Annotated in this window: 28 protein-coding genes and 2 tRNA genes; 11 read left to right on the top strand and 19 right to left on the bottom strand. The window is 72.9% G+C overall.

What is annotated here, in order from left to right; translation table 11 throughout:
• Positions 1-48 precede the first annotated feature (48 nt).
• Entirely contained in the window at positions 49-672 is a 624-nt protein-coding gene (hxlA, locus tag AES38_RS05185; protein ID WP_043670635.1) for a 3-hexulose-6-phosphate synthase, read from the top strand.
• Between the two features lie 73 nt (positions 673-745).
• On the opposite strand, the gene AES38_RS05180 is transcribed toward hxlA, so the two are convergent.
• The gene (locus AES38_RS05180) at positions 746-1,750 is read right to left on the bottom strand and encodes an NAD-dependent epimerase/dehydratase family protein (protein ID WP_053774074.1); all 1,005 of its coding nucleotides are present in this window, start codon (positions 1,748-1,750) and stop codon (positions 746-748) included.
• Complete coding sequence (locus AES38_RS05175) at positions 1,747-1,968, bottom strand: hypothetical protein (RefSeq protein WP_053774073.1); 222 nt, start codon at positions 1,966-1,968, stop codon at positions 1,747-1,749. The genes AES38_RS05180 and AES38_RS05175 overlap by 4 nt, the downstream gene beginning before the upstream one ends.
• 132 nt (positions 1,969-2,100) lie before the next feature.
• Between AES38_RS05175 and AES38_RS16475 the strand changes: the two genes are divergently transcribed.
• The gene (locus AES38_RS16475) at positions 2,101-3,261 is read left to right on the top strand and encodes a CPBP family intramembrane glutamic endopeptidase (RefSeq protein WP_072174615.1); all 1,161 of its coding nucleotides are present in this window, start codon (positions 2,101-2,103) and stop codon (positions 3,259-3,261) included.
• On the opposite strand, the gene AES38_RS05170 is transcribed toward AES38_RS16475, so the two are convergent.
• From AES38_RS05170 to AES38_RS05155, 4 genes are all read right to left on the bottom strand, one after another.
• Positions 3,143-3,832, bottom strand: a complete 690-nt coding sequence (locus tag AES38_RS05170) for a GNAT family N-acetyltransferase (RefSeq protein WP_053774072.1) — start codon at positions 3,830-3,832, stop codon at positions 3,143-3,145. The two genes, AES38_RS16475 and AES38_RS05170, sit on opposite strands and share 119 nt — an antisense overlap.
• Before the next feature lie 53 nt (positions 3,833-3,885).
• Entirely contained in the window at positions 3,886-4,572 is a 687-nt protein-coding gene (locus AES38_RS05165; protein WP_053774071.1) for a uracil-DNA glycosylase, read from the bottom strand.
• 10 nt (positions 4,573-4,582) lie between these two features.
• The gene (locus AES38_RS05160) at positions 4,583-5,305 is read right to left on the bottom strand and encodes a Type 1 glutamine amidotransferase-like domain-containing protein (protein WP_053774070.1); all 723 of its coding nucleotides are present in this window, start codon (positions 5,303-5,305) and stop codon (positions 4,583-4,585) included.
• Positions 5,306-5,418: 113 nt separating this feature from the next.
• Positions 5,419-5,491 (bottom strand) — tRNA-Glu (locus tag AES38_RS05155).
• 170 nt (positions 5,492-5,661) lie between these two features.
• On the opposite strand from AES38_RS05155, the gene AES38_RS05150 reads away from it, so the two are divergent.
• The 5 genes from AES38_RS05150 (at position 5,662) to AES38_RS05130 (ending at position 10,347) form a co-directional block, all read left to right on the top strand.
• On the top strand, positions 5,662-6,300 hold the full coding sequence (locus AES38_RS05150) for an MBL fold metallo-hydrolase (protein ID WP_053774069.1): 639 nt from the start codon (positions 5,662-5,664) through the stop codon (positions 6,298-6,300).
• A 42-nt stretch (positions 6,301-6,342) separates the two neighbouring features.
• Entirely contained in the window at positions 6,343-6,765 is a 423-nt protein-coding gene (locus AES38_RS05145; RefSeq protein WP_053774068.1) for a DUF3592 domain-containing protein, read from the top strand.
• Between the two features lie 228 nt (positions 6,766-6,993).
• Positions 6,994-8,079: a TerC family protein gene (locus AES38_RS05140; protein ID WP_053774067.1), complete on the top strand. Its 1,086-nt coding sequence runs from the start codon at positions 6,994-6,996 to the stop codon at positions 8,077-8,079.
• Between the two features lie 113 nt (positions 8,080-8,192).
• On the top strand, positions 8,193-9,203 hold the full coding sequence (locus AES38_RS05135) for an aldo/keto reductase family protein (RefSeq protein WP_053774066.1): 1,011 nt from the start codon (positions 8,193-8,195) through the stop codon (positions 9,201-9,203).
• A gap of 133 nt (positions 9,204-9,336) precedes the next feature.
• Positions 9,337-10,347 carry an aldo/keto reductase family protein gene (locus AES38_RS05130; protein ID WP_053774065.1) on the top strand — a complete coding sequence of 337 codons (1,011 nt, stop codon included), beginning with the start codon at positions 9,337-9,339 and terminating at the stop codon, positions 10,345-10,347.
• A gap of 138 nt (positions 10,348-10,485) precedes the next feature.
• Here AES38_RS05130 and AES38_RS05125 read toward each other — a convergent pair.
• The 6 genes from AES38_RS05125 to AES38_RS05100 form a co-directional block, all read right to left on the bottom strand.
• A tRNA-Gln gene (locus tag AES38_RS05125) sits at positions 10,486-10,557 on the bottom strand.
• A gap of 90 nt (positions 10,558-10,647) precedes the next feature.
• Positions 10,648-11,598, bottom strand: coding sequence for an NAD(P)/FAD-dependent oxidoreductase (locus AES38_RS05120; protein ID WP_053774064.1), 951 nt, complete (start codon positions 11,596-11,598; stop codon positions 10,648-10,650).
• Positions 11,591-13,111: a glutamate--tRNA ligase gene (gltX, locus tag AES38_RS05115; protein ID WP_053774063.1), complete on the bottom strand. Its 1,521-nt coding sequence runs from the start codon at positions 13,109-13,111 to the stop codon at positions 11,591-11,593. Before gltX ends, AES38_RS05120 begins: the two co-directional genes overlap by 8 nt.
• Before the next feature lie 13 nt (positions 13,112-13,124).
• Positions 13,125-13,892: a hypothetical protein gene (locus AES38_RS05110; RefSeq protein WP_053774062.1), complete on the bottom strand. Its 768-nt coding sequence runs from the start codon at positions 13,890-13,892 to the stop codon at positions 13,125-13,127.
• Positions 13,893-13,894: 2 nt separating this feature from the next.
• Positions 13,895-14,668 carry a fumarylacetoacetate hydrolase family protein gene (locus AES38_RS05105; protein ID WP_043670596.1) on the bottom strand — a complete coding sequence of 258 codons (774 nt, stop codon included), beginning with the start codon at positions 14,666-14,668 and terminating at the stop codon, positions 13,895-13,897.
• Between the two features lie 11 nt (positions 14,669-14,679).
• Positions 14,680-15,159: a MarR family winged helix-turn-helix transcriptional regulator gene (locus AES38_RS05100; protein WP_053774061.1), complete on the bottom strand. Its 480-nt coding sequence runs from the start codon at positions 15,157-15,159 to the stop codon at positions 14,680-14,682.
• Positions 15,160-15,221: 62 nt separating this feature from the next.
• On the opposite strand from AES38_RS05100, the gene AES38_RS05095 reads away from it, so the two are divergent.
• Positions 15,222-16,100 (top strand): SDR family oxidoreductase, encoded by an 879-nt coding sequence (locus AES38_RS05095; protein WP_053774060.1) that lies wholly within the window; start codon positions 15,222-15,224, stop codon positions 16,098-16,100.
• A 66-nt stretch (positions 16,101-16,166) separates the two neighbouring features.
• Here AES38_RS05095 and AES38_RS05090 read toward each other — a convergent pair whose 3' ends face one another.
• Positions 16,167-17,279, bottom strand: coding sequence for a branched-chain amino acid aminotransferase (locus AES38_RS05090; RefSeq protein ID WP_053774059.1), 1,113 nt, complete (start codon positions 17,277-17,279; stop codon positions 16,167-16,169).
• A gap of 8 nt (positions 17,280-17,287) precedes the next feature.
• The gene (locus tag AES38_RS05085) at positions 17,288-18,355 is read right to left on the bottom strand and encodes a 3-isopropylmalate dehydrogenase (protein WP_053774058.1); all 1,068 of its coding nucleotides are present in this window, start codon (positions 18,353-18,355) and stop codon (positions 17,288-17,290) included.
• Between the two features lie 114 nt (positions 18,356-18,469).
• On the opposite strand from AES38_RS05085, the gene AES38_RS05080 reads away from it, so the two are divergent.
• Positions 18,470-18,724: a DUF6458 family protein gene (locus AES38_RS05080; RefSeq protein ID WP_053774057.1), complete on the top strand. Its 255-nt coding sequence runs from the start codon at positions 18,470-18,472 to the stop codon at positions 18,722-18,724.
• Between the two features lie 74 nt (positions 18,725-18,798).
• Here the strand turns inward: AES38_RS05080 and AES38_RS05075 are convergent, their stop codons facing one another.
• The gene (locus AES38_RS05075; protein ID WP_053774056.1) at positions 18,799-20,337 is read right to left on the bottom strand and encodes an MFS transporter; all 1,539 of its coding nucleotides are present in this window, start codon (positions 20,335-20,337) and stop codon (positions 18,799-18,801) included.
• 123 nt (positions 20,338-20,460) lie between these two features.
• On the opposite strand from AES38_RS05075, the gene AES38_RS05070 reads away from it, so the two are divergent.
• Positions 20,461-21,084 (top strand): TetR/AcrR family transcriptional regulator, encoded by a 624-nt coding sequence (locus AES38_RS05070; protein ID WP_053774055.1) that lies wholly within the window; start codon positions 20,461-20,463, stop codon positions 21,082-21,084.
• 69 nt (positions 21,085-21,153) lie between these two features.
• Here the strand turns inward: AES38_RS05070 and serA are convergent, their stop codons facing one another.
• Complete coding sequence (gene serA, locus AES38_RS05065; RefSeq protein ID WP_053774054.1) at positions 21,154-22,743, bottom strand: phosphoglycerate dehydrogenase; 1,590 nt, start codon at positions 22,741-22,743, stop codon at positions 21,154-21,156.
• A 63-nt stretch (positions 22,744-22,806) separates the two neighbouring features.
• On the opposite strand from serA, the gene AES38_RS05060 reads away from it, so the two are divergent.
• A complete protein-coding gene (locus AES38_RS05060; protein WP_053774053.1) occupies positions 22,807-23,208 on the top strand; it encodes a DoxX family protein in 402 nt (133 codons plus the stop codon).
• An 18-nt stretch (positions 23,209-23,226) separates the two neighbouring features.
• Here AES38_RS05060 and AES38_RS05055 read toward each other — a convergent pair whose 3' ends face one another.
• From AES38_RS05055 to ilvC, 3 genes are all read right to left on the bottom strand, one after another.
• Positions 23,227-23,559 carry a hypothetical protein gene (locus tag AES38_RS05055; protein ID WP_256998875.1) on the bottom strand — a complete coding sequence of 111 codons (333 nt, stop codon included), beginning with the start codon at positions 23,557-23,559 and terminating at the stop codon, positions 23,227-23,229.
• Positions 23,556-24,095 carry a hypothetical protein gene (locus AES38_RS05050; protein ID WP_053774052.1) on the bottom strand — a complete coding sequence of 180 codons (540 nt, stop codon included), beginning with the start codon at positions 24,093-24,095 and terminating at the stop codon, positions 23,556-23,558. The genes AES38_RS05055 and AES38_RS05050 overlap by 4 nt, the downstream gene beginning before the upstream one ends.
• Positions 24,096-24,208: 113 nt before the next feature.
• Positions 24,209-25,234, bottom strand: a complete 1,026-nt coding sequence (gene ilvC / locus AES38_RS05045) for a ketol-acid reductoisomerase (RefSeq protein WP_043670571.1) — start codon at positions 25,232-25,234, stop codon at positions 24,209-24,211.
• Positions 25,235-25,251 lie beyond the last annotated feature (17 nt).

Genomic DNA, 25,251 nt, shown 5'->3' with positions numbered 1-25,251 from the left:
TCGCTCGATCCCCATCACCCCACGCATCACGACAGGAAGAGGAACCGCATGAAGCTCCAGGTAGCCATGGACGTGCTCACGACGAAGGACGCGCTCGAGCTGGCCGGCAAGGCCGCGCCGCACGTCGACATCATCGAGCTGGGCACCCCGCTCATCAAGGCCGAGGGCCTCTCCGCGATCACCGCGATCAAGGAGGCGCACCCCGACAAGATCGTCTTCGCCGACCTCAAGACGATGGACGCCGGCGAGCTCGAGGCCGACATCGCGTTCTCCGCGGGCGCCGACCTCGTCACCGTCCTCGGCGTCGCGGGTGACAGCACCATCGCGGGCGCCGTCAAGGCCGCGAAGAAGCACGGCAAGGGCGTCGTCGTCGACCTGATCGGCGTCCCCGACAAGGCGAAGCGCGCGAAGGAGGTCACCGAGCTCGGTGCCGAGTTCGTGGAGATGCACGCGGGCCTCGACGAGCAGGCGGAGGACGGCTACACGTTCGGCGACCTGCTCGAGGCCGGCAAGGCGTCCGGCGTCGCGTTCTCCGTCGCGGGCGGCGTGAAGCCCGGCACCATCGGCGACGTGCAGGATGCGGGCGCCGTGGTCGCCGTCGCGGGCGGCGCGATCTACTCGGCCGACGACCCGGCCGCGGCCGCCGCCGAGCTGCGGGCCGGCATCCGCTGATCCACCCCCCTCACACCAGCGCCGCGCATCCCGTCTCCGGACGGGTGCGCGGCGCTCGTGCGTGGGGCGGGCGTCAGCGCAGGGACGCGACGACCGCGAGCTCCTCGGCGCGCGTGAGGCCGGACGCACGCGGCCGGTCGAGCCCGCGCTCCCGCTCGTCGGCGAGCACGTCGCGCATCGTCTCGGCGAGCGGGCGACGCCGGACGCCGAGCGCGCGGAGGCCCGCGTCGCTGCGGGCCAGCATCCCGGCCGCCTCCGTCGGCAGCCACAGCGGCAGCGAGCGCGGGCCGGTCCAGTGCCGCACGTCCGCGTCCGCGAGCTGCGCGTCGGTCGCGACCACGCGCTCGCCGGTGGATCCCGCCGCCTCCGCCGCGAGGTCGAGCGCGTCCGCGAGCGGAAGGCTCTCCCCCACCGCGTCGACCACGCCGTCGAGCCCGCGGACGCCGACCTCCACGACGAGGTCGGCGAGGTCGCGGGCGTCGATCACCTGGGAACGGCGTCCGGTCGCGTCCGGCACGAGCACGGGTCCGCCGCCCGCGAGGGCGAACCGCGCCGGCCAGTAGCCGAACCGGTCGCTGTCGTCGCCGGGCCCCGCCATGAGGCCGGGGCGCACGATCATGCGCCGCCCGGCGAGCGCCGCGGTCACGGCACGCTCGGCCGCGACCTTGGCCTGCCCGTACTCCCCGAGGTCGACCGGATCCACGACCGCCGCGGTCTCGTCGTCGCCCGCACGCGCGAAGGACGCGTACACGGACACGGTGCTGACGAGCGTCCAGTGCCGCGCCCGGTCCGCGAGCGCCGCGACCGCCGTGCGCGCGTGCTCCGCGGAGGAGGTGAGGTCGACGACCTCGTCCCGGTCGGCGCCCGCCACCTCGGCGTAGGCGTCCGGCCGGTCGCGGTCCGCCGCGACCAAGCGGGTGCCCGCGGGGGCGGATCCGCCGGTGCCGCGTGCCAGGCACGTCACCCGGTCACCGCGCGCCACCAGCCGCTCGGCGACGAGCCGGCCGATCCACGCGGTGCCGCCGAGGACGAGCACGTCGCGCGGCCCGGCCCCGACGCCGGGGGCCGTGCCGCTCACGACTCGCGCGCGGGCGTCGTCCTGCCCGGCCGCACCGATGCGGTCTCCGCGACGTCGATGCGCGTCACGCCGCCGTCCTGCTCCGTCACGTCCACGCGCGGCGCCGCGTCCGACTCCACCGCCTTGGGCGCCGTCGTCAGCTGCTCGTGCCGCTTCTCCTCGAAGTCGGCGTCGCGGGCCTCGTCGGTCCCCTGGTCCTCGTGCTGGTCCTGCTGCATGGCTGCGCCTCTCGTCCCGTCCACCGTACGCGGACGCGCGGCGTCGCCCGGGCGCCCCGCCTCCCTCCTCCGCCGCGCGCCCTCCGCCCTCGGGGGGATCCGCGTCGCAGCCGGCCCGCGTACCGTGGCGGCATGAGCGCACAGGAGCCGACCGTCCCCGATCCCGCCCCGAGCTCGTGGACGCCGGTGGCGCCGCCCGTCGCGCCGCCCGTCGACCCCGCCGCTCCCGCCGCTCCCGCCGCGACGGGCCTGCCCGGCGCGCTCCCGCCCGAGCTCCCCCCGCTCCCCGAGCGCCCGCCCGTCCCGTACCACCACGGCCTCCGCGACACCGGCGGCCCCTGGCGCGGGATCCTCGCGCTCGTGCTCGGCGTCGTCGCGTTCTTCGTCCTGTCGCTCGTCTTCGGCATCGTCGGCTTCGGCGTCGAGTTCCTCACCGGCCGCCTCGACCCGTCGGACGAGACCTCCCTCGCGACCATGACGCCCGTGATCCTCCTCGCGACGAACCTGTCGCTCGCCGCCCTGATCCCCGTCTCGATGCTCCTGCAGCGCTGGCTCTTCGGCGTGCGCATGGGCGCGATGTCCTCCATCGCCGGCCGGTTCCGCTGGCGGTGGCTCGGCCGCGTCGCGCTCGTGATGGTGCCGGTGTTCCTCGTCTACATCGGCGTGACGTTCGCGCTCGACCCCACGGGCGACATCCGCCTCGACGGGGAGGTGATCGCGTTCCTCGTCATCATCCTGCTCACGACCCCGCTGCAGTCCGCCGGCGAGGAGTACGGGTTCCGCGGCCTCGTGCAGCGGTCCGTCGGATCCTGGTTCCGCAGCACGCGGGTCGCCCTCGTGGTCGGGGCGCTCGTCTCCAGCTCCCTCTTCGCGCTCGCCCACCTCGCCGAGGACCCCTGGCTCATCGCCTACTACTTCGTGTTCGGCATCTCGGCGACCATCTCGGCCCGCATGACCGGCGGCCTCGAGGCGCCCGTCCTCATCCACGCGCTCAACAACACCCTGCTGTTCCTGCCCACGGCGCTCCTCGGCCAGATGTCCGAGTCCATGGACCGGAGCGCGGGATCCGGCGGCCCGTTCATGCTCCTGCCGATGGTCGTCGTCCTGGGCTCCGCGCTCCTCACCGGCTGGTGGGCGCGCCGTCACCGCGTGGAGGCGGTCGCGCCCCGCCCCCTCACCGCGAAGGAGGAGCGGCGGGAGCGGGAGCGGGCGTGGTGGGACGAGGAGCGGCAGCGCCAGGCGACGCTCGCCGCATGGCCCGCGCCCACAGCCCCGGGGACTCCGCCGGCTTGAGCGTGAGCTGCATGGTGACGGTGCCGAGCCAGCGCCCGAACTTCCAGCCCACGCGGCCCATGCGCCCGCTCTCGGTGAAGCCGAGGGAGGCGTGCAGCCGGATGGACGCGTCGGCGCCCTGGTCGGCGATGACCGCGATCACCTCGCGGATCCGCGCGGCACGGCACGCCTCGACGAGCGCCTCCAGCAGTGCCCGGCCGAGGCCCTTGCCCGTGGATGCGGCACCGAGGTAGATCGAGTCCTCCACGGTCGTGCGCGACGAGCGCCGGTTGCCGACCGGCTCGACCAGCGCGTAGCCGAGCACCTGGCCCGACGGGGAGACCGCGACGAGGAACGGCATCCCCATCCGCTCCAGCTGCCCGAAGCGGCTCCGCCAGCGGGCGATCGTCATGCGCGTCTCGTCGAAGGTGACGGTGCTGTTCATCACGTAGTGGTTGTAGATCTCGCGGATGTCCGGGAGGTCGGACGCTGCGGCGGGCCGGATCTCGTAGGAGAAGACGGGCAGCGGCGGCGCGGGCTTGCGGAGGTGGGCGGGCAGGCGGCGCCTCGTCTGGTATTCCTCCTCGAGCATGCGGCGATCCTACGGGGAGCGCCGCGCGCGCGGACGGATGACGCGACGGGCGGTCAGAGCCGCCAGTCGACGGGATCCGCGCCCTGCTCGGCGAGCAGCGCGTCCGCCCGGCTGAACGGCTTCGAGCCGAAGAACCCGCGCGACGCCGAGAGCGGGCTCGGGTGCACGGAGGTGATCGACGGCACGGGGGCGAGCAGCGGCGCGAGGGATCCGGCGTCCTTGCCCCAGAGGATCGCCACGAGCGGGCCGCCCCGCGCGGCGAGCGCCCGGATGGCGCACTCGGTCACGGCCTCCCAGCCCTTCCCGCGGTGCGAGGCGGGTGCGCCGGGTCGCACGGTGAGCACGCGGTTGAGCAGCAGCACGCCGCTGCGGGTCCACGCGGTGAGGTCGCCGTGCTCGGGGGTCGGGATCCCGAGGTCGTCCCGCAGCTCCCGGTGGATGTTCACGAGGCTCCGCGGCACCGGCCGCACGTCGGGCTCGACCGAGAACGAGAGGCCGACGGGGTGTCCGGGCGTGGGGTACGGGTCCTGCCCGACGATGAGCACGCGCACGTCGGCGAGCGGCTGCTGGAACGCGCGCAGCACGCGGTCGCCGGCGGGCAGGTAGGGGCGGCCGGCGGCGACCTCGGCGCGCAGCCACTCCCCCATCCGCGCGATGTCGTCGGCGACCGGCGCGAGCGCCTCGGCCCAGCCGGCGTCCATGAGCCCGCGCTCGACGAGCTCGGGCAGGGTCAGCGCCACGGGCGGTGGATCAGGACGCGCCGGCGGAGCTGACGGTCACGCCGGTCTCCGAGCCGATGACGGACCAGACGCTGCCGCGCCCCTCGACGACCAGCTGGCCCTCGCCCACGATGAGCACGGTGCCCTCGTCGATGGCGACGCCGCCCTCGACGAGCCCCGCCTCGGTGGCGGCGATGAGCCGCGTGAGGGTGCCCCACTGGGCGGCGTGCACGTCGACCGCGACGTCGATGAGGCCGATGCCCTGCTCGATGGTGACCTCGTCGAGGTCCTCGCTCGCGGGCTCCTGCACGACCTCCACGTCGCCGATGCGCCAGCCGCCGACGATGGCGGTCTCGGCGGCGACCGCGGCCCCCGCGGAGAAGCCGAGGTACGGGACCCCGGCGGTGACCTGGCGGCGGATCTCGCCGAAGACCGGCTCGAGCGCCTGGCGGTACGCGGGCGTGAGGCCCCCGCCGACGACGATGCCGTCCACGTCCTGCAGCTGGGCGACCTCGATGGACCCGCCCTCGGGCGCCAGGACGGCGACCGGCTCGCACGCGCCCGCGGCACGGAGCGCGGCCGCGTACCGGTCGAACTCCTCGGCGCCGAGGCCGTCGTGGACGAGGACCACGGCGATGCGCGCCGGCTCCAGCCGGGCGGCCGTGGTCGCCCTCGTCGTCGCCTCGGACAGGAACCGCGCGAGGAGGGGGGTGTCGTCATCCGACAGGCCGCCTCCGACCAGGTGCACACTCACCCCTCGACGGTACAGGCCGCGGGGGTCGCGCCGAGCCGGATGCGCGGGAGAGGGCAAAGAAGAAGCCCGGCACCTCCGTGTGGAGGTGCCGGGCTCTTCGTGCACTGCGTCTGTGACCCCAACCGGATTCGAACCGGTGTTACCGCCGTGAGAGGGCGGTGTCCTAGGCCGCTAAACGATGGGGCCGTTTTTGCAACTCGTCGAGTATGCCACAGCGCGCACAGCCCGACCAAATCGAGGCCCGACCGGGTCGGATCCGCCCGCGTCGACCGCGCGCCCGCGCCCCCGGACGCCGCCCGGCCGCGCCCCCGCGCGCCCGGTTTGCCCACGCCGCCCGGACGGTGTTGGCTCCTCTCATGCGATTGACGAAGCTCGAGCACGCCGCCCTGGTCCTGGAGATGTCGGGCCGCAAGCTCTTCATCGACCCGGGCTCCTTCACCACCCCCATCACCGAGGCGATGAACGCCGACGCCATCGTCATCACGCACGAGCACCCCGACCACTGGACCCCCGAGCAGCTGAGGCGGATCCTCGACAAGAACGAGGGCGTCCCGATCTACGCGCCCGAGGGCGTCGCCGCCGCAGCCGCCGACTTCGACGTGACGGTCGTGCACGCGGGCGAGACGATCGAGGTCGGGCCCTTCACGCTGCGCTTCTTCGGCGGCGCGCACGCCGTCATCCACGAGTCGATCCCCGTCGTCGACAACCTCGGCGTGCTCGTCAACGACGCGCTCTACTACGCGGGCGACTCGTTCGTCGTCCCCGAGGGCGTCGACGTCGACCTCCTCGCCGCGCCCGCCGGTGCCCCGTGGATGAAGATCAGCGAGTCCATCGACTACGTCCTCGCCGTGGGACCGCGCCGCGCGTTCCCCACGCACGAGATGGTGCTGTCGGCGGCGGGCAAGGCCATGTCGAACGGGCGCCTGCAGTGGGCGACCGAGCAGGGCGGCGGCGAGTTCCACGCGCTCGAGCCCGGCGATAGCATCGACCTCTAGGCCCTGTTCGGGCTCTCGACGAGCGGACGCGGGGCACACGGAATGGACGGTCTCGGCGCGGCGTCGCTCATCATCGAGTTCCTCACCTGGATCGCGCTGATCCCGGGCATCGCGCTCTACGTCGCCGGCGTCTCCGTGCGCGTGCTGGGCCGACGCTGGACCGCCACCGAGGGACTCGTCGCGGAGGTGCCCGCCGGTGCGGGCTCCGCCGGCGGCCCCGTCCGCGTCCTCCGCTGGTTCGACGCCGACGGCGAGGTGCACGAGGCGTCGGCCGACGCCCCGGAGACGCGCGACCTCCCGGCGGGATCCGATGTGCGCGTCTGGTTCTCGCCCCGCTCCCCGTGGCGGGTGCGCACCCACGCGCCCGAGCTCGACGGCCGCGCGCTCCGCATCACCGGGCTCGTGCTGATCGGCATCGGCGCGGCCGCGGCCGTCGCGGGCATCGCGATCCTCTTCGTCGAGTAGCGCTCCCCGGTCCCCGCCTGGGGATCCGCCCGCATGGTCGGGAGCGCTCCATGCAGCCGTATAGGCTCTCCTCTCGAAGGGGAGTACTCCCATCCGGCGGTCGTGTCGTCAATACGGTCGGACCGCTCCGACCCGTACGGCCGGTTCCGCGAGCAGCAGCTCGCGGGGTGGAGGAGACCTTCAGTACCCCACCGGACCCATCGAGGTCCGAGTACTGGAGAACCCCACATGGATGTCCCCTTCTGGCTCTGGGCCGCGACCATCGCGGCCGTCCTCGGCCTGCTCGTCTTCGACTTCTTCGCGCACGTGCGGAAGGCGCACGAGCCGACGCTGAAGGAGTCCGCGACCTGGTCGGTCGTCTACATCGTCATCGCGCTCGTCTTCGGCGTGGGCGTCGGCGTCTTCTCGAACTGGACCTTCGGCGGCGAGTACTTCGCCGGATACGTGACGGAGAAGGCGCTGAGCGTCGACAACCTCTTCGTCTTCCTCATCATCATGTCGAGCTTCGCCGTGCCGCGGGCCTTCCAGCAGAAGGTGCTGCTCGTCGGCATCGCGATAGCGCTCGTGATGCGCGGCATCTTCATCGCGATGGGCTCCGCGATCATCGACAACTTCTCCTGGGTCTTCTACCTCTTCGGCGCCCTGCTCCTCGTCATGGCCTACAAGCAGATGAAGGAGACGCACGACGAGGACGAGTCGGACTCGAAGCTCATCCGCACGCTCCGCCGCTTCATCCCCACCTCGGACCACTACGACGGCGACAAGCTCACGACCCGCGTCGACGGCAAGAAGCTGTTCACCCCGATGTTCCTGGTGATGCTCGCCATCGGCCTCACCGACGTGCTGTTCGCGCTCGACTCCATCCCCGCGATCTTCGGCCTGACGCAGGAGGCGTACATCGTCTTCACCGCCAACGCGTTCGCGCTGCTCGGCCTCCGCCAGCTGTACTTCCTGATCTCCGGGCTTCTCGAGCGCCTCGTGTACCTCTCGCAGGGCCTCGCGGTGATCCTCGGCTTCATCGCCGTGAAGCTCGTGTTGCACGCCATGCACGTCAACGAGGTGCCGTTCATCAACGGCGGCGAGCCGATGCTGTGGGCCCCCGAGATCCCGATCTGGTTCTCGCTGTCGTTCATCCTGCTCACCATCACGGTGGCGACCGTCGCGAGCCTCGCGAAGACGAAGCGCGACGCGTCCGCGGTCGAGGGCACGGACTCCGCCGCGTCCGTCGAGGGCGAGAAGGCCCCCGCCGACGCGGACGACGACGCGGCCCGCGGCTCCGGCCGCAGCGTCGACGCGGACGCCCCGCGCCGCTAGCGCCACCCGCACGACCACGACGCCCGCTCCCGGATCCGGGGGCGGGCGTCGTCGCGTCCGCGCTCGCACACTTTCGCGCGGAGCCGCGGCGGCGCGGAGCGTACGGTCGGACCATGGAATTCAGATACCTCGGCAACTCCGGCTTCAAGATCTCCGAGATCACCTACGGCAACTGGCTCACCCACGGCTCGCAGGTCGAGAACGACACCGCGACCGCGTGCGTGAAGGCCGCGCTCGAGGCGGGGATCACCACCTTCGACACCGCGGACGTCTACGCCAACACCAAGGCGGAGACCGTGCTCGGCGAGGCGCTCAAGGACGAGCGACGTGCCTCGATCGAGATCTTCACCAAGGTCTTCGGCCCCACCGGGCCCAAGGGCAAGAACGACACCGGCCTCTCGCGGAAGCACATCATGGACTCCGTCGAGGGCTCGCTCACGCGCCTCCAGACCGACTACATCGACCTGTACCAGGCGCACCGCTACGACTACGAGACGCCCCTCGAGGAGACGATGCAGGCGTTCGCCGACGTCGTCCGCCAGGGCAAGGCGCTCTACATCGGCGTCAGCGAGTGGACGAGCGAGCAGCTGCGCGCCGGCCACGCGCTCGCCCAGCAGCTGGGCTTCCAGCTGATCTCGAACCAGCCGCAGTACTCGGCGCTCTGGCGCGTCATCGAGGAGGAGGTCGTGCCGACCTCGACGGAGCTCGGGATCTCGCAGATCGTGTGGTCCCCCATCGCGCAGGGCGTGCTGACGGGCAAGTACAAGCCCGGCCAGGAGCTGCCGTCCGGATCCCGCGCGACCGACGACAAGGGCGGCGCGAACATGATCAAGCGGTTCATGAACGACGACACGCTGTCCCGCGTGCAGGAGCTGCAGCCCGTCGCCGACGAGCTCGACCTGTCGCTCGCGCAGCTCGCCGTCGCGTGGGTGCTGCAGAACGAGAACGTGGCGTCCGCGATCATCGGCGCGTCGCGTCCCGAGCAGGTGCACGAGAACGTGAAGGCCTCCGGCGTGAAGATCCCCGCCGAGCTGCTCACGCGCATCGACGACGCCCTCGGCGACATCGTCGAGAAGGACCCGCGCAAGACGGACGAGAGCTCGCCGAAGACCCGCGAGGTCTGATCGGCGCTCCCTCCTGCACGACCGTGCGGTCCCGCCCGAGATGCTCGGGCGGGGCCGCACGTGCATCTCCCGGTCACCCGGCGGACAGAGAGCGCCCCGGGCTCCCCCAGCGCACGCGGCGTAGGGTCGGAGGATGGAATTCCGCTACCTAGGCAACTCAGGCTTCAAGATCTCCGAGATCACGTACGGCAACTGGCTGACCCACGGGTCGCAGGTCGAGAACGACACCGCCACCCAGTGCGTGCAGGCGGCCCTCGAGGCCGGCATCACCACGTTCGACACGGCCGACGGCTACGCGAACACCGTCGCCGAGAAGGTCCTCGGCGACGCGCTCAAGGGCGAGGACAGGGACGGCCTCGAGATCTTCACGAAGGTCTACTTCCCGACCGGCGCCAAGGGCCACAACGACACCGGCCTCTCGCGCAAGCACATCATGGCGTCGATCGACGGCTCGCTCGAGCGCCTCCAGACCGACCACGTGGACCTCTACCAGGCCCACCGCTACGACTACGAGACCCCGCTCGAGGAGACGATGCAGGCGTTCGCCGACGTCGTCCGCCAGGGCAAGGCGCTCTACATCGGCGTCAGCGAGTGGACCCCCGAGCAGCTCCGCGAGGCGCACGGTCTCTCCCGCGAGCTCGGCTTCCAGCTGATCTCGAACCAGCCCCAGTACTCGGCCCTCTGGCGCGTCATCGAGGAGGAGGTCGTCCCCACGTCCGCCGAGCTCGGCATCTCCCAGATCGTCTGGTCCCCCATCGCCCAGGGCGTCCTCACCGGCAAGTACAAGCCGGGCCAGGACCTGCCGCAGGGCTCGCGCGCCACGGACGACAAGGGCGGCGCCGACATGATCAAGCGCTACATGAACGACGACGTCCTCACCCGCGTGCAGGAGCTGCAGCCCGTCGCCGACGAGCTGGACCTGTCGCTCGCCCAGCTCGCGGTCGCCTGGGTGCTCCAGAACGACAACGTCGCCTCGGCGATCATCGGCGCCTCGCGTCCCGAGCAGGTGCACGAGAACGTCAAGGCCTCGGGCGTGACGATCCCGGCCGAGCTCCTCACCCGCATCGACGACGCCCTCGGCGACGTCGTGGAGAAGGACCCGTCCAAGACGAGCGACAGCTCGCCGAAGGGGCGCCTCGCCTGATCCGCTCGCGCTGAACGCGACGACGGCCCCGCTCGAGCAGATGCTCGGGCGGGGCCGTCGTCGTCTTCGCGGGGACACGCGGGAGGGAAAAGGAAAAGGCCCGGAGAACCGGACCTGTCATTTCCTGATGTTTCAGTGCTGGGGTACCTGGACTCGAACCAAGAACAAAAGAATCAGAATCTTCCGTGTTGCCAATTACACCATACCCCAAGGCCCCGATGCGCGATCGGGCCTCGTCGAGTGTAGCCCATCGGCCGGATCCGCGCCAAACCGGCGACCGGCCGACGGGCCCACGCCGCGTCAGATCCGCGGCAGCAGGTCCCGGTTGATCGCGCTGGCGGCACGCGCGCCGAAGCCGGCCGCGATGATCAGCTGCTGCGGGCCCGGCTGCGAGCTGTCGCCCGCCGCGTAGACGCCCGCGTGGGACGTCCGGCCCTCGGCGTCGACGGCGATGTGCCCGTCGTCGTCCGTGTCGAGGTCGAGCCCGGCGAGGAAGTCGAGCGCGGTCGAGTAGCGGGGGCGCACGAAGCCGCCGGTGCGCGGGACGACGGAGCCGTCCTGCATCCGGACGCCGGTGACGACCGCGCGCTCGCCCTCGATGTCGGCGACGGCGCGGCGGTCGACGCGGATGCCGAGGGACGCGAGACCGCTCTCCCCCGCCTCGTCGATGCGGGCGACGCCGTTGGTGAAGACGATGATGTCGCGCGACCACTGCGAGAGCAGCAGGGCGCGCTCCACGAGGTCGTCGGTCTCGCCGAGGAGGAAGAGCGGCTCGTCGCGCTTCTCGTAGCCGTCGCACTCCATGCAGCTGTGCACGGCGGTGCCGTAGTAGGCGCGGATGCTCGGCAGGTCGGGGAGCGTCTCCACGAGGCCCGTGGCGATGAGGATCCGGCGCGCGTGCACCTCGCGATCGGGCGCGCGGCGCACGCCCTTCGCGCGGATCGTGAAGCCACCCTCGGCGGGCTCCGCCGACTGCACCACGGCGAGCTGGAACTCCCCCTCGTCGTACGCCTGCACCTCGGCCTGGCCGAGCTTGCGGAGCTCGAGCGGGGAGATCCCGTCGCGGGTGACGAAGCCGTGCGACATGAGGGTCGCGGCGTTCCGCGGCCGGCTGCTGTCGAGCACGAGCGTGCGGCGGCGGGCGCGCACCAGGTTCAGCGCGGCGGACAGCCCCGCGGGCCCGGCGCCGATGACGACGACGTCGTAGGAGTCGCCGGTCGCGGTGGATCCCGCGACCCCCGGATCACTCACCGAGCATCCCCGCGAGGCGGTCCAGGCGCGCGATGGTCTCGTCCTTGCCGAGCAGCACCATCGACTCGAACAGCGGGGGCGAGATGCGGCGCCCGGAGACGGCGACGCGCAGCGGCCCGTAGGCGAGGCGGGGCTTCATGCCCATGCCGGTGATCAGCGTGTTCTGCAGCACCTGCTGCACGAGGTCGATGTCCCACTCGGTGTGCGGGACGCCCTCGAGCGCGCCGCGGCTGGCCGCGAGGACCTCGCCGGCGTCGTCCTTGAGGGCCTGGACGGCCGCGTCGTCGTAGGGCAGCGCGTCGGCCGTGGTGAACAGGAACGACAGCAGGTCGGGCGCCTCGCCGAGGAGCTGCATGCGCTCCTGCACGAGCGGGGCCGCGGCGTCGAGCATGCGCTGCTCGTCGTGCGTGAGCTCCGCTCCGACGACGCCCGCGGCCTGCAGGTACGGCACCAGGCGGCCGGCGAAGTCGTCGAGCGTGAGGAGGCGGATGTGGTCCCCGTTCAGCGACTCCGCCTTCTTGAGGTCGAACCGCGCGGGCGCGGGCGTGACGTCGGCGACGTCGAACGCCGTGACCATCTCCATCCGCGAGAACACGTCGCGGTCGTGCGTGAGCGACCAGCCGAGGAGCGCCAGGTAGTTGATGAGGCCCTCGGGGATGAAGCCCCGGTCACGGTGGTGGAACAGGTTCGACTCGGGGTCGCGCTTGGAGAGCTTCTTGTTGCCCTCCCCCATCACGTAGGGCAGGTGGCCGAAGCGCGGGATGGCGTCGGCCACTCCGATGTCGATGAGCGCGTGGTACAGCGCGATCTGCCGGGGCGTCGACGAGAGGAGGTCCTCGCCGCGGAGCACGTGCGTGATCCCCATGAGCGCGTCGTCGACGGGGTTCACGAGCGTGTAGAGCGGGGCGCCGTTGGGGCGCACGAGCACGAAGTCGGGGAAGGATCCCGCGGGGAACGTGACGGTGCCGCGCACGAGGTCGTCGAACGAGAGGTCGGTGTCCGGCACGCGCAGGCGGAGGGCGGGCGAGCGGCCCTCGTCGCGGAAGGCCTGGCGCTCGGCGTCGGTCAGGTCGCGCTCGAAGTTGTCGTAGCCCATCTTCGGGTCGCGGCCGGCGGCGCGGTTGCGCGCCTCGATCTCCTCGGCCGTCGCGTAGCTCTCGTAGAGGTGGCCGGACGCCGTGAGCTTCGCGATGACGTCGAGGTAGAGATCCGTCCGCTGCGACTGGCGGTACGGCGCGTGCGGCCCGCCGACGCCCTCGCCCTCGTCCCAGTCGATCTCGAGCCAGCGCAGCGCCTCGATGAGCTGCTCGTAGCTCTCCTCGCTGTCGCGGGCGGCGTCGGTGTCCTCGACGCGGAAGACCAGCTTGCCTCCGGTGTGCCGCGCGTACGCCCAGTTGAAGAGCGCCGTGCGGATGAGCCCCACGTGCGGCGTCCCGGTCGGGGACGGGCAGAACCGGACGCGGACGTCGGTTCCGGAAGCGGTGGTCACGGGGTGCGCGGTTGTCTCAGTCATCCTGCATCCGATCCTAGGGCTCGGGCTGCGGCTCCCCCGCGGCGGTCGCGGCCCCGTCGACGCAGTACGGCTCGAGGAGGTCCCACCGGTCGTACTGGTCGCCCGGGGGCACGCCGCACTCGAGGAGGACGGCGCCGGACGAGCGCGTCGGATCCAGCCCCTCGAGCGTCCCGGATCCGCGGAAGGCGCCGTCGCAGCCCGTCACGGTCACGCGCGCCGACTGCGCGGAGCCGAGGTAGCCGATCACGTAGCGCGCTGCCCGGTCGAGCACGGGATCGAACGACGTGATCAGCAGCGGCTGCCCGAAGCGCGGGCCGACGAGGCCGCGGTCGCGGAGGTCCGCGCCGAGGAGGGCCGCCCAGGGCTCCGACGGGGCGAGACCGCCGTCGACCGCTGTCGCCGCGCCGTCACGCGGGTCGGGCTCGAGGCGGAGCGCCGGCCGCAGCGCGGTGTCCACGCGCGTGACGCGCTGCGTCGTGGATCCGAGGCCCGGCTGCTCCCCCGCGCTCGGGATCCGCACGGTCATCACGCGCACGGCGAGCAGCTCGTCGCCGGGGCCGGCCTCGGGCTCCGCCCAGTCGATCGAGAGGTCGGCGGGCGTGCACCCCGCGGGCAGGCGGAGGTCCGCAGCCCCCGGGGTCGGCGACGCGGTGGGCGTCGGGCTGGCGGAGGGACCGGGCGCCTCCAACCCGTAGTCGGACACGTCGTACACGCACCCGGAGAGCAGCGCGACCGCCACGGCCGCCAGCGCGACGCGCGCCGGGCGGCCGGGGCGGAACACGGTCAGGCGCGGGCGCGGGCGGGGTTCGAGAGCGTGCCGAGCCCGGAGATCGACACCTCGACGACCTGGCCGTCGGTGAACGGGCCGACGCCCGCGGGCGTGCCCGTGAGGATCACGTCGCCGGGCAGCAGGGTCCACACGCGCGAGGCGAACGCGATGAGCTCGGGCACCGAGTGCACCATCTCGCTGGTGCGGCCGGACTGGCGGAGCTCGCCGTCCACGCGCGTCTCGATGAGCGCGTCCTCGAAGGCACCCTCGGTCTCGATCCACGGACCGAGCGGGCAGAACGTGTCGTAGCCCTTGGCACGCGCCCACTGGCTCTCGGAGTGCTGGATGTCGCGCGCGGTCACGTCGTTGCCGATCGTGTAGCCGAACACCGAGCGGGCGGCGTCCTCCACCGACGCGTCCCGCGTGATCCGGCCGATGACCACCGCGAGCTCGCCCTCGTGCTCCACCTGCTGGCTGTCGGCCGGGAGGCGGATCACGTCGTCGGGCCCGACGACCGAGGTGTTGGGCTTCAGGAAGATGAGCGGCGTCGTGGGCGCCTCGCTGCCGTGCTCGGCCGCGTGCGCCGCGTAGTTGCGGCCGACCGCGACGACCTTGGAGCGCGGGATCACGGGCGCGAGCAGCCGCGCGTCGGCGAGCGGCACGCGCTCCCCCGTGGTCTCGTAGCCGCTGAACATGGGGTCGCCGGAGAGGACGACGAGGTGGTCCTCCTCCTCGTCGAGGATGCCGAAGCGGGGGTCGGAGCCGGTGCTGAATCGCGCGATCTTCACGAGACACGACCCTAGCCGTGCGCGGCGGCGGGATCGGCCGGGGCGACCGGATCCGCCATGGCGACGCGCAGGAGCGCGCGGTTCAGCTCGCGCCCCGCGTCCGCGTCGAGGCCGAAGCCCGAGAGGTCGTTCGTGGCCGTGACCGGGCCCCACGTCTCGCGGAGGAGCGCGAGGCCCGCGTCGGTGAGGGCCACCGGGTTGCGCCGTCCGCGTCCGCGCTCGGCCGACCGCGCGACGAGGCCGCGAGCCTCGAGGCCGGCGAGCAGCGGATCCATGCTCTGCGGGCGCACGCGCACGTCGCGGGCGAGCACCGCCTGCGTGATGGACGGCCGGACGGCCAGGTGCACGAGCACCCCGAACTGCACGGGCGTGAGATCCCAGGCGGCGAGGACCTCCGTGAGCATCCGCTCGAGTCGCCGCGCCGCGCGCACCGCGCTCCACGTGATGACGCTCCCGAGGTCGTCCTCGGTGAACTCGTGCGGGTGGGCCATGGGCTCAGCCTAGGCGCTAGGGTCGTGCTTATCAGCTTTCTGATACTGACGAGGGGATCGACATGGACGGCTCGAGGATCGTGGTGACGGGCGCGACCGGAGGTGTGGCGGGACGCGTGGTGACGCTCCTCGCCGAGCGGGGCGAGCCCGTGCGGGCGCTCTGTCGCCGCCCGGACCAGGTGGCGGCGTTCCGGGCACGCGGCGTCGACGCGGTCCTCGGCGACCTGGGCCGACCGGAGGGCCTGGCCGGGGCGATGGAGGGCTGCGACCGCGTGTTCCTCCTCACGCCGGTCACGCCGCGGCAGGCCGAGCTCGGACGGAACGCGGTCGAGGCGGCGAGATCCGCAGGCGTCCGCCGCGTCGTCCACCTCTCCGGCGGCGACGCGACCCTCGACTCGCGGCTCCCCTGGGCGAGGGCGTGCGCGGAGACGGACGCGCTGCTGCGGGCATCCGATCTCGACTGGACGCTGGTGCGCCCGTCGGCGTTCATGCAGAACGTCCTGCAGTCGGCCCCCGCGATCCGGCGCGGCCTCTACCCGCAGACGACGGGCGACAGCGCGATCGGCTGGATCGACGCGGCCGACATCGCGCGCGTCGCCGCCCAGGTGCTCACGGAGGACGGGCACTCAGGGCGCGACCACGTGCTCACCGGGCCCGAGGCGCTGACCTCGCGGCAGATCGCCGAGCGGCTGTCCGCGGCGCTCGGCCGGCGGATCCGCTACGTCCACCTCCCGGGACCGCTGTTCGGCCTGGCCCTCCGCGCGGGCGGCGCGGACGCCTGGCTCGCCCGCGGGCTCGTGCGGCAGTACGCCGAGGTGGTGCGCGAGGGCCTCGACGACGTGCGCGCGATGACCGACACGGTGCGGGAGATCACGGGCACGCCGCCGCGGTCGTTCCTCGACTTCGCGCGGGCGCATGCCGAGGAGCTCCGGAGGGCCTGATCGCGCCCCGGAGACGCCGACGGCCGGCCCCCGTGCGGGGACCGGCCGTCGTGGACGATGCGCGGGCTACGCGTCGAGGCGCGTGAGCCAGCCGTGGCGGTCCGGGATCCGGCCGTACTGGATGTCGGTGAGCTCCTGGCGCAGCGACATGGTCAGCTCGCCGGCCGGGGCATCGATGTCGCCGACGTCGAGGCCCTCGCCCATCAGGCGGCCGATGGGCGTGATGACGGCCGCGGTGCCGCACGCGAACACCTCGGTGATCTCGCCCGACCGGACGCCGTCGACCCACTCCGACAGCTCCACGCGACGCTTCTCGACCGTGAGGCCGCGGTCGCGCGCGAGCTCGAGGATCGAGTCGCGCGTGATGCCCTCGAGGATGCTCTCCGAGTCCGGCGTGACGATGCGGCCGTCCTCGTAGACGAGGACGATGTTCATCCCGCCGAGCTCCTCGAGGTAGCGGCCCTCCTCGGAGTCGAGGAAGAGCACCTGCGCGCAGCCGTGCGACGCGGCCTCGGCCTGCGGGAGCAGCGACGCGGCGTAGTTGCCGCCGCACTTCGCCGCGCCCGTGCCGCCCTTGCCCGCGCGGGAGTACTGCGTGGACAGCCAGATGGAGACGGGCGCGACGCCGCCCGTGAAGTAGGCGCCGGCGGGGCTCGCGATGACGTAGTAGCCCACGCGCTGGGCGGCGCGCACGCCGAGGAAGCTCTCGTTGGCGATCATGAAGGGGCGCAGGTACAGGCTCTGCTCGGCGGCGCGCGGCACCCAGTCGATGTCGGCGCGGACGAGCTGCTTCACCGACTCGACGAAGTCCTCGGTCGACAGCTCCGGCAGCGCGAGGCGGCGGGCCGAGCGCTGGAGGCGGGCGGCGTTGCGGTCGGGGCGGAAGGTCCACACGGATCCGTCGGCGTGCGCGTACGCCTTCATGCCCTCGAAGATCTCCTGGCCGTAGTGCAGGACGCTGGCCGCCGGGTCGAGCTGGAGCGGGCCGTACGGGACGACGCGGGCGTCGTGCCAGCCGCCGTCGACGGTCCAGTCGACCTGGACCATGTGGTCCGTGAAGTGCTTGCCGAAGCCGGGGTCGGCGAGGATCGCCTCCCGCTCGGCGTCGGCGCGGGCGGCCTCCGACGGGGTCCGCTCGAAGGCGAGGGGGAACGCGGTGGTGCTGCTGGTGGTGCTCATGGGGTCCTTCAGCGGTTCGTGGAGAGGGCGCGGAGGATGGCGTCGCCGACCTCCGCGGTGGATCGGGGGGCCGCGTCGCCCGCGGCGCGCGCCGCGAGGTCGGCCGAGACCGCGGCGGTGACGCGCGCGGCGGCCTCGGGGAGGCCCAGGTGGTCGAGCAGGAGCGCGACCGAGAGGATCGCCGCGGTCGGGTCGGCCTTCTGCTGGCCCGCGATGTCGGGCGCGGATCCGTGCACCGGCTCGAACATGCTCGGGAACGCGCCCGTCGGGTTGACGTTGCCGGACGCCGCGAGGCCGATGCCGCCCGAGACGGCCGCCGCGAGGTCCGTGATGATGTCGCCGAACAGGTTGTCGGAGACGATCACGTCGAAGCGCGACGGGTCGGTGACGAGGAAGATCATGGTCGCGTCGACGTGCAGGTAGTCGACCTCGATGCCGGGGTGCTCGGCGGCGATCCGGTCGACGGTGCGCTGCCAGAGGGATCCGGCGAAGGTCAGCACGTTGGTCTTGTGCACGAGGGTGACGCGCTTGCGCTCGCGTCTCTCGGCCAGCTCGAACGCGAAGCGGACGGTGCGCTCCACGCCGTGCGCCGTGTTCACGGACACCTCGGTCGCGATCTCGTGCTCGGTGCCGCGGCGGAGCACGCCGCCGTTGCCGGCGTACGGGCCCTCGGTGCCCTCGCGGACGACGACGAAGTCGACCTCGCCGGGCGCGGCGAGCGGCGAGGCGACCCCGGGCAGCAGGGCGGTGGGCCGCAGGTTGATGTAGTGGTCGAACGCGAAGCGGAGCTTCAGCAGCAGGCCGCGCTCGATGATCCCGCCGGCGAGGCGCGCGTCGCGGGGGTCGCCGCCGACCGCGCCGAGGAGGATCGCGTCGTGCCCGGCGAGCGCGGCGAGGTCGGAGTCGGTGAGGATCTCGCCGGTCTCGAGGAAGTGGCCCGCGCCGAACGGGTACTGCGTGGTGTCCAGCGACACGTCCGCGGGGACCGCCTCCCGGAGCACGCGCAGGGCCTCGTGGACGACCTCCGGGCCGATGCCGTCCCCGGGGACGACGGCGAGCGAGATGGTGCGGGGCATGGATCCTCCCGGGGCTCGTGGGGTGTCCGGCCAGGCTACCCGTCCGCCGCGGGCACCCGCGCGCTACGGTGGACGCACCCGATCGCCTGACGGGCTGACCAGAAGGACATCCCCATGAGCATCGGACTCGGCATCTTCCTCGTCGTCGTCGGCGCGATCCTCGCGTTCGCCGTCGACGTCACCGTCCCCGGCGTCGACCTGCAGCTGGTCGGCTACATCCTGATGGGCGGCGGCGCGCTGGTCATCATCATCGGCGTCGCGCTCCTCGCCCGCCGCCGCACGGCCGTCAGCGAGACGCGCACGCGCATCGACCCCGCCACCGGCCAGCGCATCACGCGCAGCGAGCGCTCCGACGACAACGTCGTCTGATCCGCCCCGCACGTCGTCGGGCCCGTCACCTCGCGAGGTGACGGGCCCGACCCGCATGACGGCACGGCCGGCGGTCAGTCGTGCGAGCTCGCGCGGCGCAGGCTCGTGAGCGAGATGACGATGGCGCCGACCATCAGCACGGCGCCGATGATCGAGGTCGTCACGACGCCGCCGTCGAACGCGGTGTGCGCCGACTCGAGGAGCGCCGCCCCGACGTCGGACGGCACGCGCCCGGCCACCGAGACCGCTCCCCCGAGCGTCTCGCGCGCCGCGCTGGCGTCGCCCTCCGAGAGCCCGGCCGGCAGCACGAGGCCCGTCCGGTAGCTCGCGGTGAGGATGCTGCCGAGCACCGCGGTGCCGAGCACCGCGCCCACCTCGTACGCCGTCTCCGACACCGCGGACGCCGCGCCCGCCTTCGCCGGCGGGACGGCCGCGATGATGAGGTCGTTCGAGATGGTCTGCGACGCGCCGATGCCCGCGCCCAGCAGGCAGAACGCGAACACGAGCAGGCCGACCGAGGCGCCCTGGCCGGTGGCGGCGAGGATCACGTACGCGGCGGCCGAGAACGCGAGCGCGATGGCGACCACCTTCGACGGCCGTGCCCGCGCCACGATCGGCACGATGACGAGGCCCGAGACGATGACCACGACGGAGCCGGGGATGAGCGCGAAGCCCGCGGCCAGCGGGTCGAGCCCCGCGACGAGCTGCAGGTGCTGGGTCACGAAGAAGAGGAAGCCGACGAGCGAGACGACGCTCAGCAGGTTGACGAGCACCGCGCCCGTGAAGACCGGCTCGCGGAAGAGGCCCACGTCGAGCATCGGGTTCCGGGCGCGCGACATGCGCCGCACGAAGAGGATCCCCGCGACGACGCCCATGACGGGCGCCGCGATCGCGAGCGGCGTGACGCCCTCGGTCGCGAAGGTCTTGATGGCGTAGACGATGGGCGCGACGGTCGCGAGCGACAGCAGGATGGCGACCACGTCGATCGGGCCGGGTGCCGGGTCCTTCGACTCGGGCACGAGCACGGGCGTGAGGATCAGCAGCGGCAGCAGCACGGGCACCGCGACGAGGAACACGGATCCCCACCAGAAGTGCTCGAGCAGCACGCCGCCCACGAGCGGGCCGAGCGCGGATCCGCCGGAGAAGCCGGACGCCCAGATCGCGATGGCGAGGCGGCGCTGCTTGCGGTCGGTGAAGATCGAGCGGAGGAGCGACAGCGTGGAGGGCATGAGCATCGCGCCGAAGAAGCCGAGGGCCGCGCGGGCGGCGATGAGCTGGGAGGCGTCGGTCGCGAATGCGGCGAGGGCGGAGACGAGCCCGAAGCCGGCGGCGCCGACCATGAGGAGGCGGCGGCGGCCGTAGCGGTCGCCCATGTTGCCCATCGCGACGAGGAGGCCCGCCAGCACCAGCGGGTAGGCGTCGATGATCCAGAGCTGAGCCGCGCCCGACGGCTCGAGGTCGCGCGCGATGGACGGCATCGCGAAGCTCAGCACGGTGTTGTCGATGGAGACGAGAAGCACCGGGAGCATGAGCACCACGAGCGCGGCCCACTGGCGGCGGCCCGCGCGGGCCGGAGCGGTCGCGGGGACGGAGTCGGTGCGGGGCGTGGACATGACGGGGCTTCCTGTCGTCGGGGAGGCGACGGCGCGAGGGCGCGGACGGGGCCGCGGGGCGGCCGGGACAACTGTACCGTCCGGTCGGTACAGCGAGCAAGCCATCGCGGCTACGCTGGATCCATGCCCGCCACGCCTCCCGACGACCCGGCACCCGGAACCGAGCCCGACGCCGCCCCCGAGCCGGCCTCGCCCTCCGGCGGCACCGCCCGCGACCGCATCCTCGACGCCTTCGAGGAGCTGCTCGTGCAGCAGGGAGAGCGCGGCACGACCCTCGAGGCGGTCGCCGCCGCGGCCGGCGTCTCCAAGGGCGGCCTGCTCTACCACTTCGGCGGCAAGGAGGCGCTGGTCGAGGGCCTCCTCGCGCGCATGTCGGCGATGGCCCGCGCCGACGTCGAGCGGCTGCGGGAGGCGGAGCGCGGACCGGTCGACCGGTGGATCCGCGGCTCGCTCTCGACCGCCACGCCCTTCGACCGCGCGTACGTCGCGACCTCCCGGCTCGCGCAGGGCAACCACCCGCGGGCCCGCGACACCCTCACGCAGCTGCAGGACGAGTGGGCCGCCGTGATCCTCGAGGCCGTCGGCGATCCCGCGGTCGCGCGCGCCGTCCTCCTCATCGGCGACGGCCTCTATTACAACTCGGCGCTCCAGCCGTGGCTCGGCGGATCCGCCCCCGCCGACGACGCGCTCGACGAGCTCATCCACGTGGTCGACGACCTCGTGCGCCTCCGCGCGTCCCGCGGCTGACCGGACCCGGACGCACCGCGAGGGCGGCCGCCGCAGCAGCCGCCCTCGCTCGGGTCGATCGGACCGGGATCAGTCGGCGATGTCGATCTCGCGCAGCGACGTGGCCTGGATCGCCTGCCGCACGTTCTCGAGCACGCCGTCCGGGACGGGCGAGTCGACGCTCAGCACGCTGAGCGCGCGGCCGCCGGCCTCCTGGCGGGCGATCTGCATGCCGGCGATGTTGACCTCGGCGTCGCCGAACTCCTTGCCGTAGACCGCGACGATGCCGGGGCGGTCCTCGTACTTCATGACGATGAGGTGGCGGCTGAACGGCACCTCGACGTCGTATCCGTCGATCTCGACGAGCTTCTCGATCTGCTTGGAGCCCGTGAGCGTGCCCGACACCGACACCTGGGTGCCGTCGGACAGGGCGCCGCGGATGCTGAGCACGTTGCGGTACTCCTCCGACACGGCGTCGGTGATGAGGCGCACCTCGAGCCCGCGCTGCTCGGCGAGGAGCGGCGCGTTGACGTAGGAGACGTTCTCGCTCACCACGTTCGTGAAGACGCCCTTGAGCGCCGCGAGCTTCAGCACGCTGACGTCGTACCCGGCGAGCTCGCCGCGGACGACCACGTCGATGCTCGTGAGCGCCTCGTGCGCGAGACCGGAGAACACCTGGCCGAGCTTCTCCATGAGCGGGATGCCCGGGCGCACGTACGGGTCGATGACGCCGCCGGCGACGTTGACCGCGTCCGGCACGAGCTCGCCGCCGAGGGCGAGGCGCACGCTCCTCGCGACCGAGACGCCCGCCTTCTCCTGGGCCTCGTCGGTGGACGCGCCGAGGTGCGGCGTGACGATGATGTTGTCGAGCTCGAGCAGCGGGGATCCCGTGGGCGGCTCGCTGACGAACACGTCGAGGCCGGCGCCCGCGATGCGCTTCGACTTGAGCGCCGTGTAGAGCGCGTCCTCGTCGATGATGCCGCCGCGGCTCGCGTTGACGATGCGCAGGGAGGGCTTCGCGAGCGCGAACTGCTCGGTGGAGATGAGGCCCGTGGTGTCGGGCGTCTTGGGGATGTGGATGGTGATGAAGTCGCTGGCCTGCATCAGCTCGTCGAGCGGGAGGAGCCGCACGCCGAGCTGCTGCGCGCGGGCCGGCGTGACGTAGGGGTCGTAGGCGACGAGCGTGGCGCCGAAGCCCGCGAGGCGCTGGGCGACGAGCGTGCCGATGCGGCCGAGGCCGACGATGCCGATGGTCTTCTCGTAGAGCTCGACGCCCGTGAAGGACGAGCGCTTCCAGAGGCCCTGCTTGAGCGAGGCGCTCGCGTCGGGGATGAAGCGGGCGAGCGAGAGGATGTGGCCGATGGCGAGCTCGGCGGCCGAGATGACGTTCGAGGTGGGCGCGTTGACGACCATGACGCCCGCCGTGGTCGCGGCCTTGATGTCGACGTTGTCGAGGCCCACGCCCGCGCGGGCGACGACCTGCAGGCGCGGGGCCGCGGCGATGGCCTCCGCGTCGATCCTCGTGGCGGAGCGCACGAGCACGGCATCGGCCTCCGCGAGGGCCGCGAGCAGCGCCGGGCGGTCGGTGCCGTCGACGGATCGGACGTCGAAGTCGGGCCCCAGGGCATCGACGGTGGCGGGCGAGAGTTCTTCGGCGATCAACACGACGGGCTTCGTCAAGAGGCGGTCCTTCGGGCGGGGGCGGCTGGGACCCTCACATGCTAGTGGCCCCACAATGGGCGGATGAGCGATGTGACGTGGGCTGCGATCCAGCTCGCCGTGCGGATCCTGCTGGCCCTCGTCTTCGTCGGGATGGGCGTCAACCACTTCGCCCCGAGGGCCGCGCGGGTCATGGCGGAGATCATCCCGCCGTCCCTCCGTCGGCCCGGGGTGCCCTCTCCCCTGGCCCTCGTGCGGATCACCGGCGTGTGCGAGATCGCCGGCGGCGTGGGCCTCCTCGTGGAGCCCCTGCGCCTCGCGGCGGGCATCGCGCTGGCCGTGTTCCTCGTCGCCGTGTTCCCCGCGAACGCGCACGCGGCGCGCCACCCGGAGCGCTTCGGCCGCATCGCGATCCCGCTCGTGCCGCGCCTGGTGGCGCAGGTGGTGCTGATCGCGCTGGTGCTCTTCGCGGGCTGGCCGCTCTAGCGGTCCGCCGATCCGCCTCTAGACGAGCGGGATCAGCTCGGCGAGCCCGACCGTCAGCGCGCTCGCGGCCGCGATGCCGGCCAGCATGACGAGCACGCGCGCGGCGACGGGGCGACGACGCGTGGCCGCGGCCGCGACGACGAAGGCGACGACGGGCGCGAGGATCGCCCCGACGAGCGCCGCCGCCGTGCCGGGTCGCAGCGATCCGCCGAACGCCGTGGCGATGTCGCGGAACGCCGTGTACTGGTCGACGGCCTGCCAGACGAGGACCCCGTGGGCGAGGGCGCCGAGGACGCCGACGATCCAGCCGGCGCGCGTGGGGAGGCCGCGGCGCGTGCGCTCGGCCCTCACCGCGTCACCAGCCACGGCCAGGGGAACAGGACGACGGCGCCCGCCGCGAGCACGGCCATCCGCCGGCCGAGGCGCATGCCGCGCGCGGCGACGATCACGGCGGCGAGCCAGAGCAGGGGCGCGAGGACCGTGAGCGCCTCGGTGGCCTGCGCCACGGCGACCTGGAACGCGGATCCCGCGCTCGACGGGTTGTCGCGCACGACGAAGAACCACGCGATGGCCTCGAGGATCGCGACGGCGCCGAAGAACGCGAGCCCGACGACCTCGGGTGACGCGTCGGGCGCGCCGCCCGCGTCCGCGTCGTCGACGAGGCGGCCGCGCGGGACCGCGGTGGACTCGTCGTCGTCCTCACGGGATGCGGCGGCCCGACGCGCGGCGGTGGCGCCGAGGGCGGACGCGCGCCCGGGCTCGGAGGCGGCGACGCCGTCGGCGCGGGGCCGCGGCACCGCGCGCTGCGGCTCGGGCGAGCGGGCGAGCGTGGGATCCGCCTCCTCGCCGGCCCAGCTGAGGGCGTCGTCGTCGGGGGTGCGGGGCATCCCCCGATGGTACGTGCTCGGATCCGGACGCCCGCTCCACGCTCCCGCCCCGGACGCGCGGACGCCCGGCCGCGCGAGGCGACCGGGCGTCCGGTGGTGCGGGTGGGCGTCGGCTAGCGGGCGACCGAGCCGTCCGTGTAGTCGTCGTCGGCCTTGTTCCACGCGAAGAGCTTGCGCAGCTCGCGGCCGGTGGACTCGATGGGGTGCTCCTCGCCCTTCTTGCGGAGCTCGAGGAACTCGGGCGCACCGGCGTCCTGGTCGTCGATGAAGCGCTTCGCGAAGGCACCCGACTGGATGTCCGCGAGGACGGCCTTCATGTTCTCCTTCACGTCCGGCGAGATGACGCGCGGGCCGGAGACGTAGTCGCCGTACTCCGCCGTGTCGGAGATGCTCCAGCGCTGCTTGGCGATGCCGCCCTCCCACATGAGGTCGACGATGAGCTTGAGCTCGTGCAGCACCTCGAAGTACGCGATCTGCGGCTGGTAGCCCGCCTCGATCAGCGTCTCGAAGCCGTACTGGACCAGCTGCGACGTGCCGCCGCAGAGGACGGCCTGCTCGCCGAAGAGGTCGGTCTCGGTCTCCTCGGTGAAGGTGGTGCGGATGCCGCCGGCGCGCAGGCCGCCGATGCCCTTGGCGTACGACCAGGCGAGGTCCCACGCCTTGCCCGACGCGTCGACCTCGACGGCGACGATGACGGGGACGCCGCGGCCGGCCTCGAACTCGCGGCGCACGGTGTGGCCCGGGCCCTTGGGCGCGACGAGGACGACGTCGACGCCCTCGGGCGCCTCGATGTAGCCGAAGCGGATGTTGAAGCCGTGCGCGAAGACGAGCGTCTTGCCCTCGGTGAGGTTGTCGCGGACGCTGTCGGCGTAGAGGCCGCGCTGGTGCTGGTCGGGCGCGAGGATGACGATCACGTCGGCCCAGGCGGAGGCGTCCGCCGGCGTCTTGACCTCGAAGCCCTGCTCCTCGGCCTTGGCGCGGCTCGACGAGCCCTCCTTGAGGCCGATGACGACCTCGACGCCGGAGTCGCGGAGGTTCAGCGCGTGGGCGTGACCCTGCGAGCCGTAGCCGATGACGGCGACCTTGCGACCCTGGATGAGCGAGAGGTCGGCGTCCTTGTCGTAGACGATGTCAGTCACGTGATGGATCTCCTTGT

Source organism: Clavibacter capsici, from assembly GCF_001280205.1.
Lineage (GTDB): Bacteria > Actinomycetota > Actinomycetes > Actinomycetales > Microbacteriaceae > Clavibacter > Clavibacter capsici.
This window is presented reverse-complemented; position numbering and strand designations above follow the sequence as displayed.